Here is a 7,101-nt window from a genome sequence, read left to right as displayed (position 1 = left end):
TTGCAGTGGTGCCGTTAAACGAACGATAGGCCTATCATTCTCGGCCATCGGGATACGATCTACAATCGTTTTGTCTTGTTTAGGAATCACAATTTTCGCAGCGTTCAGAATCGTTCCTACTTCTTTTCGATTCGAGGCAGCTAAGATTTTGCCTTGTTTGTCATACAGCTTCATATCTATAACACGATTATTCTTATATTGAATGTAATCGAAAATCTGCTGGATATCGGAGACCGATCTCGATTCTTCATAACGACCGTTGATTGCAATCGTCATACCGCTGATTTGACTTACATATGCTTCGCGGATCGATTGATTCAAGCTGATCGTATCAAACACCATCATCGTCGAGATCATGCCCGCTGTGACTGCTGTGACGAGGAAAACGATCCGCTTCTGTAAACTTAATTTCTTTTGACGAAAAGACATCACCACACCTACTTCACATCGAACGTTACTGTTTTGCTAACATCGTAAGGCGTGTGGTCGTTATTATGTAAGGAGATCTTCACTTCATGCGGTCCTTTGGTTAAATGATCCAGTACCTTTTGATTCGTTGTGACTACGATTTTCTCACCCTTGTCTAACGATATATGAACATGACCTTCACCTTCCACACGTTGTTGATCATAGTGTTCTTTCGACAACTTCAGATCGGTTGTCAGATCTAAGGTGACAGTATCATCTTTAACTACATAAGCGACTTCTAAAGTTGGTGTAAACGCAAGCGTGTTGGACGTTGTCGTTTTGGCTTTCCCGCAGCCAGAAATAACGATTGTTAATGCTGCTAACAAATACAAACCCTTAATTTTATTCATTTGTCATCCCCCATAAAGATGTTTTTATATCTATACAAGCCCAAAAAACTATCCTCTCTAGCTTAAGAATAATCAGTTAATTTGTCCACTTTTATTTTGGTAACATGTGTAAGTATGGACCCTATCGTAAGAATAGTTAATTTATTCGAAATTGTCTGACAATTAATGTCGAATCCGCATGATAACACTCACATTTTGCGCTTACCCAGGAAATAATTTCATTTCCCGAATCCGAATGATTTCCCCAATTTTGGTGCAATGTAGTAAAGTCGCTTTTCATAGCTTCCCCCTTGTCTTTATGAACCCTAAGGAGGTTTCCCCCATGACAGAAACCAATCAGCATCAACAACCGGTTCAGCACGCCATTGACGCCGCTGACCATGCCATTCTTCAAGCGCAAGACGCCCAGCATATGCTACAAGTCGCTATAACGGAAGCCAATCCCCATGCGATTCAATCCGCTCAAGCCGCACTTGTTCAAGCAGATCAGCAGGTATCGCAAGCCCAAAGACAATTAGCTGAATTTGCCAACGAGCAATTCGGACAGCAAATCAAGCAAACGTTCGAACAGTTAAACCAAGCCGCGCAGGATATTGAAGCTAATCAAGAAAAGTTTCATACGCCAAAGCAGGTTCGGTAACCCGTATTAACATCTCAGGAAGATCCAATTTCTAGTCAAAGGAGCTAAGCGTTGTTTTGGCGCTTAGCTCTTTTGGCTAGTTTCGCATGTTTCTTCTCACTGTAACGGTGAAAAACATCCTTACAGCGCCGAAATGAGCAGATTCGTATGCCTCTCCTTGCTGTAACGATGAAAAACATCCTTACAGCGGCGAAATCGCCAAATTCGCATGCCTCTCCTTGCTGTAACGATGAAAAACATCCTTACAGMGCCAAAATGAGCAGATTCGCATGCTTCCCTCACTGTAACGATGAAAAACATCCTTACAGCGCCGAAATGAGCAGATTCGTATGCCTCCCTTCGCTGTAACGATGAAAAACAACCTTACAGCGCCGAAATGGCCAAATTCGTATACTTCCCGCAACTTCAACGGCTTTCGGGACACCATCTTTTCATTTTAGGTACACATTATGTTAAACTACGGAGGAAGGTTTTCAAGTTATTTGGGGAGGCACTACATACATGCTCGTGATTGGAATTGCCGGAGGTACCGGTTCAGGTAAAACATCAGTAGCAAAATCGATTATCACAAAACTCGGATCCACGAATGTGACTTTAATTTCACAAGATAATTATTATCTTCATCATAGCGGACTGACCTTTGAAGAGCGGGAACGCATTAATTATGATCATCCTCGTGCTTTTGAAAATGAATTGCTCCTTCAGCATCTGARTATGTTGAAAAGCGGGCAGCCTGTCGACATTCCCGTCTACGATTTTTCGGGGCATGCGCGTTCGCAAGAAACGATCCGCATTGACGTTAAACCGATTGTACTGCTTGAAGGCATACACGTTCTAACGGATGAGGAACTCCGCGGTGCGCTTAATATAAAGGTTTTCGTAGATACAGACCCTGATGTACGCATCCTCCGTCGTCTATCTCGCGATATTAATGAGCGCGGTCGTTCCTTACAATCCGTTTTCGACCAATACTTAACGACAGTTAAGCCCATGCATGATGCATTTATCGAACCGTCCAAGAAGTACGCTGACATCATTATTCCTGAAGGCGGAGAAAATCAAATCGGTATCTCGCTCCTTACCATTTTGACAGAACGCTATATGACGGATCAAGCTGCAAATTACGAAATCGGCTAGCATCCGAAACGGCAAGAAGCCACCTTCCTTTATCAAGGGAAAGTGGCTTTTTTCATGCCGTACGTGCTTTGAAAATGAACCCTGAGAGGCCAAACAACAAGTACACAAGGCCAAGAAAGTAGAAAATACTGAAAACGCTCAAATAGTGAAGAGCCATCCCGCCTACTAAAGGACCGATGATACTCCCTACACTATATTGAATGGAAGCAATAATATTGGCAGTTGGCAGCAAATGACGCGGTAAAATATCTGCCGCATAGGCCAACCCTAGCGAGAAGAAGGAGCCTACCATGCCGCCTGCTACACCCAAACAAAGCCCGAGTCCCCATAAGTTTGTCCCAACAAAAGGTACACAACTGAACGCTAAAGCCCCTATGATGGCCGTACCCATGAGAATTGGCTTACGACCTACGCGGTCACTCCATATCCCCAGCGGCAACTGCATGATGAGCCMACCGATCCCAGTTACAGGAAGTAAAAGTCCTATCGTAGACTCCGAAATGCCAATCCGAAGGCCATAGAGCGGGAAGTTACTATTCATCGCTGCTTCCATGTAACCAAAGAGCAAAGAAGTAATCAGCGGAAACCATGCTAAGGAAATGACTGTTGTTGCTCGTTTATGCGCGGCTTCCGCACGTTCAGCTCGCTCTGGCTTTTCATTTTTCAGCCTCGTTAGGAGTAATAAGATGAGAAGAAAGAATGCACTTGTCACCATAAAAGGCACCCAAATCCCTGCTTTAAGCAGGGTTATGCCTAATGGACCGAGACTAAACCCAACCCCGTAGGCCATCCCGTACAGGGAGATATTGCGTCCTCTCTTCTCTTTCGGACTGGAAGCTACTATCCAGAGTTGTGTCGCGAAATGTAAGGCGCTATCCCCAATACCCACTAGAAGCCGCAGTACAAACCAGAAGCCCACCTGTTGCCAGACTGGGAAAAGGCAATTCGCGATAATAATTAAGCTCATCCCGATCATAATGACGGGTTTATAGCCATAACGGCGAACAGGCTTCTCAATGATGAACATCGTCGCAAAAATCCCAATATACAGGGCAGCCGCGTTTACACCGTTTGCACCTGTTGATATACCAGAACGATCTAATAATATCGTGAGCAATGGCAGGAGCATCCCTTGGCTCATTCCCGCCACGATGATGACCATGATTAATGTGGTTAATTGATAATTAGATCGCAGTAATTTAAACGCCATTCCCGAAATCCACCGTTTCCCATCTCTCGGCACAGTCATTAAGCTTGCCATGAAGGGGAACACGGAACTGCGTAAATATGACGAGTCTTGCTTTTTTTATCCATTCTTTGAAAGATGGGTAGGTAACGAAGAGGTTCGCATAACGATCGCTCATACAAATAAAGTGAGGACCTGGGGATTTCTCCGTTAAAAAGTTAAGTGATGTATCGAGTGGCGTATATTTCTTACGCTTCCCCTCCCATTTGTCCACTTCAACTTGGAGATTCGTATCTACATCCTCCAATAGTTGTTCAAGATKCTTCAGACGTGCATAATAGGGCATCTCCGATCGAATATCCATTCTACGGAGTGTTTCCTCATGCTGTGGATAGAAGATTACACGAACGAATTTCCGTTCTTCTGCCCAAGCGATACAAGCGCTCATTTCGTGCTCTGTCCAATCTTCAAATGTCTCAAAAACCAGGACTGTCCCCTTATCTGAATTTGTCGGGGGTTCATACCCGAAGGGTACTTTTATTTGATCTCGTGCCATTGCTTCCTCCTCTAGTTGATCTTGCATGTCGTTGGTATGATGGAATTACTTACACATATACCTAGTATACCCCTTCCCTCCACATGAAACCATTGCCCAGATTGGATTACAAGATCACGTTACGTTATAATTTGGGGGTACGTATTTTTTAATTAAGGGAGACCTATAGGATGAGAGATCCAAGATTACAAACTTTTGCCCGAAACATTATTCGATATTCCGTGAGCCTGCAGCCCGGTGAGAACATATTGATTGAAATGATTGGTGTTAAAGATCCAGAACTTGCGAAATGCTTAATTGAAGAGGTTTATGCAGCCGGAGGTAATCCGTTCATTGAATTGCGTGACCCTGCCATTACGCGCAGCTTGCAAATGAAAGGAACGCAAGAACAATTCAGCACATGGTCTGCAATTGAGCTTGCTCGAATGAAACAAATGGATGCCTATGTAGCTGTGCGCAGTGGAGATAACATCACGGAATCATCTGATGTGCCTGACGAACAAATGAAGCTGTTCCTGAAGTACTTCCAACGTCCAATCTTCGATGAGCGTATTAACAATACCAAATGGGTCGTTATGCGCTACCCGAATCCGTCAATGGCGCAGTTGGCTGGTAAAAGTACGGAAGCTTTCGAGGATTTCTACTTTAACGTCTGTAACCTTGATTACAGTAAAATGGCAAAAGCGATGGAATCCCTCGTTGATTTGATGAAGCGCACGGATCGTGTCCGTTTGGTCGCCAAAGGGACGGACCTCAGCTTCTCGATCAAAGGCATCGGCGCTGTTCCTTGCTCAGGACTCCGAAACATCCCAGACGGCGAAGTGTACACGGCACCTGTGAAAGATTCCGTAAATGGTACAATCAGTTACAATACACCGACTATTTACTCGGGCACATCTTTTGAGAACATTGTCCTGACCTTCGAAAATGGCCGCATCATTAATGCGACTAGCAACGATACCAAGAAACTGAATGAGATCCTAGATACGGATGATGGCGCACGCTATATCGGCGAATTCGCAATTGGTGTGAACCCTTACATTCAGCATCCGATGAAAGATATCTTATTCGATGAGAAAATTGACGGCAGCATCCATTTCACACCAGGTCAAGCCTATGAAACTGCGGACAATACCAATCGTTCATCAGTCCACTGGGACATGGTCCTGATTCAACGTCCAGAGTATGGCGGCGGCGAAATTTATTTCGATGATGTGCTCATTCGCAAGGATGGCCGTTTCGTCATTCCAGAGCTCGAAAAGCTTAACCCAGAGAACTTAATGTAGTTAACTATAGGAAAAAGGCACAGACTTAAAAAGCAGTTGAGACTTCCGAGTAGATTCACTCGGTAAGCTTCAGCTGCTTTTTAGCCTAACCAATGGAAGATAGTATTTCCCGCGGATTCTGAATGTTGAGGCAGACTCGTTGGGATCAACTTTGACATTTGACTCATAGGACTAACTCGATCTGGTGTACGTTCACTGGAAAGTATCCGCACCTCAGCTCCTCTCGGTACGAAAGGAAATAGTTGCTGTATATCATCATTCGTTAATCGAATACAACCTAAGGACTTCGATTCTCCGATCGAGCTCTCATCATACGTGCCGTGTAACGCGATAGATCCTAGTCCTAAGCCTGCATCACCATAGCTTTGACTTGTCTTTCCTTTKGGCTGCTGCACTCGCTCTATGACCCGATAAACGCCATCAGGCGTGCTGCCATTAGCACCGAGTCCAATTTCTTTGTCCCAAAGCAAGTGGGAGCCGCTAACAAGCTGCAACTGATACGCACGCTGATTCACTTCGAGATGAACAGGTTCATAGGGAACCTCATCTCCTCCGACTACATTCGCATAGAACATATGCGCAATATCTGCCGCTTCGGGATTAAATACCCATCCCCCATCACCCTTGAAGGCTGATTGGATCTCATTCGAACCCGAAACAGCTTCAATCKGGATGAAGCTCAAATAATTCAGCGGATAATCCTGCAGGAGTTCATCTATTCGTGCGGGGGCTTGTCCCACATCGTCTCGATAGGATGCCAAAGCGGTTCGAACTAAATTAGCACCAATCGCGCTAAGCGGTTGGTGCTCTTCAAATTCAGCGTTCAGAAATCGGATGTGAACCAAGGCATCTGCCTCTGGCTGATACGTTGCGATAACCATCGCACGCCTAATATCATCCTCATTAGTGAGCAGCATCGTTTTCCCTTTATCCACGTTATCCTCGGTGACAATCCCATAGAGGAGAATCGTTGCCTTAGGTATTTCCTTTGCCAGAACCAAGGCTTGTGCATGAAGCTTCTTCTCAATTTCTGCATGTGACATCTCTGGTGAGAGATACAAAATGAAAGGCTTGTCTACCGATTCGTAAGTTACTTGCGTGCCTGCACTCCAAATTTTCATTTTACTTATCGTACGTGAAATGGCATGATCTCCAGTAAAAACTAATACTAAAATGACATTGAGAATTAGAAGGACAAGCAACAACATTTTCATAAATGGTGGTAATAAAGGCTTTCGCTTCTCCGGAAGCGTCTGTTCTAGATTCGCAGCATGAGTAGCTTGCTGCTGGTCAAGGAGGTGAATGGCACGATTTGCAGCAGAATAGAACGGCGAGGGGTAGGTTTTGAGCACTTCTTTATAATGAAACCGTGCTCTCTTCCAATTCCCTTTCTCACGAAATTTCTGCCCCAGATTGAAATGGGCTTCAGGCGAATTCGCATCCAAATAACGAATAACCTTCTCATGGTAAAGTGGATC

The 7,101-nt window shown here is 44.6% G+C and carries 8 protein-coding genes; 3 read left to right on the top strand and 5 right to left on the bottom strand.

Annotated elements, in window-relative coordinates; all coding sequences use genetic code 11:
• Both AC1DLM_RS34095 and AC1DLM_RS34090 read right to left on the bottom strand, forming a co-directional pair.
• A partial coding sequence (locus AC1DLM_RS34095) for a hypothetical protein (RefSeq protein ID WP_477572464.1) occupies positions 1–429 on the bottom strand: 429 nt, incomplete at its 3' end.
• 8 nt (positions 430–437) lie between these two features.
• Positions 438–818: a hypothetical protein gene (locus AC1DLM_RS34090; protein ID WP_441992146.1), complete on the bottom strand. Its 381-nt coding sequence runs from the start codon at positions 816–818 to the stop codon at positions 438–440.
• Between the two features lie 322 nt (positions 819–1,140).
• Here AC1DLM_RS34090 and AC1DLM_RS34085 point away from each other — a divergent pair, with 322 nt between their 5' ends.
• Positions 1,141–1,458 (top strand): hypothetical protein, encoded by a 318-nt coding sequence (locus AC1DLM_RS34085; protein ID WP_441992147.1) that lies wholly within the window; start codon positions 1,141–1,143, stop codon positions 1,456–1,458.
• A gap of 501 nt (positions 1,459–1,959) precedes the next feature.
• A complete protein-coding gene (udk, locus tag AC1DLM_RS34080; protein ID WP_477572463.1) occupies positions 1,960–2,595 on the top strand; it encodes a uridine kinase in 636 nt (211 codons plus the stop codon).
• Between the two features lie 52 nt (positions 2,596–2,647).
• On the opposite strand, the gene AC1DLM_RS34075 is transcribed toward udk, so the two are convergent.
• Together AC1DLM_RS34075 and AC1DLM_RS34070 are read right to left on the bottom strand one after the other, a co-directional pair.
• Entirely contained in the window at positions 2,648–3,805 is a 1,158-nt protein-coding gene (locus AC1DLM_RS34075; RefSeq protein WP_477572462.1) for an MFS transporter, read from the bottom strand.
• Positions 3,795–4,337: a hypothetical protein gene (locus AC1DLM_RS34070; RefSeq protein WP_477572461.1), complete on the bottom strand. Its 543-nt coding sequence runs from the start codon at positions 4,335–4,337 to the stop codon at positions 3,795–3,797. Before AC1DLM_RS34070 ends, AC1DLM_RS34075 begins: the two co-directional genes overlap by 11 nt.
• 170 nt (positions 4,338–4,507) lie before the next feature.
• Here AC1DLM_RS34070 and AC1DLM_RS34065 point away from each other — a divergent pair, with 170 nt between their 5' ends.
• Positions 4,508–5,623, top strand: a complete 1,116-nt coding sequence (locus AC1DLM_RS34065; protein ID WP_477572460.1) for an aminopeptidase — start codon at positions 4,508–4,510, stop codon at positions 5,621–5,623.
• 80 nt (positions 5,624–5,703) lie between these two features.
• On the opposite strand, the gene AC1DLM_RS34060 is transcribed toward AC1DLM_RS34065, so the two are convergent.
• The coding region (locus tag AC1DLM_RS34060) for a L,D-transpeptidase family protein (RefSeq protein ID WP_477572459.1) at positions 5,704–7,101 on the bottom strand (1,398 nt) is incomplete at its 5' end.

The sequence above is a fragment of the Paenibacillus sp. 01T442 genome (genome assembly GCF_056398345.1).
The sequence above is the reverse complement of the archived record's forward strand: the minus strand, read 5'-3'. Positions and strand labels throughout refer to the sequence as shown.

Bases quoted from the DNA above. Each gene is read 5' to 3' on its own strand.
- AC1DLM_RS34085 (WP_441992147.1), top strand. From the start codon at position 1,141: ATGACAGAAACCAATCAGCATCAACAACCGGTTCAGCACGCCATTGAC.
- AC1DLM_RS34065 (WP_477572460.1), top strand. From the start codon at position 4,508: ATGAGAGATCCAAGATTACAAACTTTTGCCCGAAACATTATTCGATAT.
- AC1DLM_RS34090 (WP_441992146.1), bottom strand. From the start codon at position 818: ATGAATAAAATTAAGGGTTTGTATTTGTTAGCAGCATTAACAATCGTT.